Consider the following 1,193-nt stretch of genomic DNA (forward strand, 5'->3'; position numbering starts at 1 on the left):
AGAAAATGGCAAAAGGAAAATTCACCCGCACGAAGCCGCACGTGAACGTGGGCACGATCGGTCACGTGGACCATGGCAAGACCACGCTGACGGCGGCCATCGCCACGGTGCTGTCGAGCAAGTTCGGCGGCGAAGCCAAGGCCTACGACCAGATCGACGCGGCGCCTGAAGAAAAAGCGCGTGGCATCACCATCAACACCGCCCACGTCGAGTACGAGACGGCCAACCGCCACTACGCGCACGTGGACTGCCCTGGCCACGCCGACTACGTCAAGAACATGATCACCGGTGCCGCCCAGATGGACGGCGCCATCCTCGTGTGCTCGGCCGCCGACGGCCCGATGCCCCAGACCCGCGAGCACATCCTGCTGGCGCGCCAGGTGGGCGTGGGCTACATCATCGTGTTCCTGAACAAGTGCGACATGGTGGACGACGCCGAGCTGCTCGAGCTGGTCGAGATGGAAGTGCGCGAGCTGCTGGACAAGTACGAATTCCCCGGCGACGACACCCCCATCATCCACGGCTCGGCCAAGCTCGCCCTGGAAGGCGACAAGGGCAAGCTCGGCGAAGAGGCCATCATGAAGCTGGCTGAGGCGCTGGACACCTACATCCCCACGCCCGAGCGTGCGGTGGACGGCACCTTCCTGATGCCCGTGGAAGACGTGTTCTCCATTTCCGGCCGCGGCACGGTCGTGACCGGTGCGGTCGAGCGCGGCGTCATCAAGGTCGGCGAGGAAATCGAGATCGTGGGTATCCGCCCGACGGTGAAGACCACCTGCACCGGCGTGGAGATGTTCCGCAAGCTGCTGGACCAGGGCCAGGCCGGCGACAACGTGGGCGTGCTGCTGCGCGGCACCAAGCGCGAAGAAGTCGAGCGCGGCCAGGTGCTGTGCAAGCCCGGTTCGATCAAGCCGCACACGCACTTCACCGCCGAGGTGTATGTGCTGTCCAAGGACGAGGGCGGGCGCCACACGCCGTTCTTCAACAACTACCGTCCGCAGTTCTACTTCCGCACGACGGACGTGACCGGCGCGATCGAGCTGCCCAAGGACAAGGAAATGGTCATGCCCGGCGACAACGTCAGCATCACCGTGAAGCTGATCAACCCGATCGCCATGGAAGAAGGCCTGCGCTTCGCGATCCGCGAAGGCGGCCGCACCGTGGGCTCGGGCGTGGTGGCGAAGATCCTCGAC

Annotated in this window: 1 protein-coding gene; it reads left to right on the top strand. The window is 65.0% G+C overall.

What is annotated here, in order from left to right; all coding sequences use genetic code 11:
• Positions 1-5 precede the first annotated feature (5 nt).
• Positions 6-1,193, top strand: a 1,188-nt coding sequence (tuf, locus tag EJI01_RS28335) for an elongation factor Tu (RefSeq protein WP_126840409.1), incomplete at its 3' end; no start/stop codon positions are given.

Origin of the sequence: Variovorax sp. MHTC-1 (assembly GCF_003984645.1) — a bacterium.
GTDB lineage: Bacteria > Pseudomonadota > Gammaproteobacteria > Burkholderiales > Burkholderiaceae_C > Variovorax.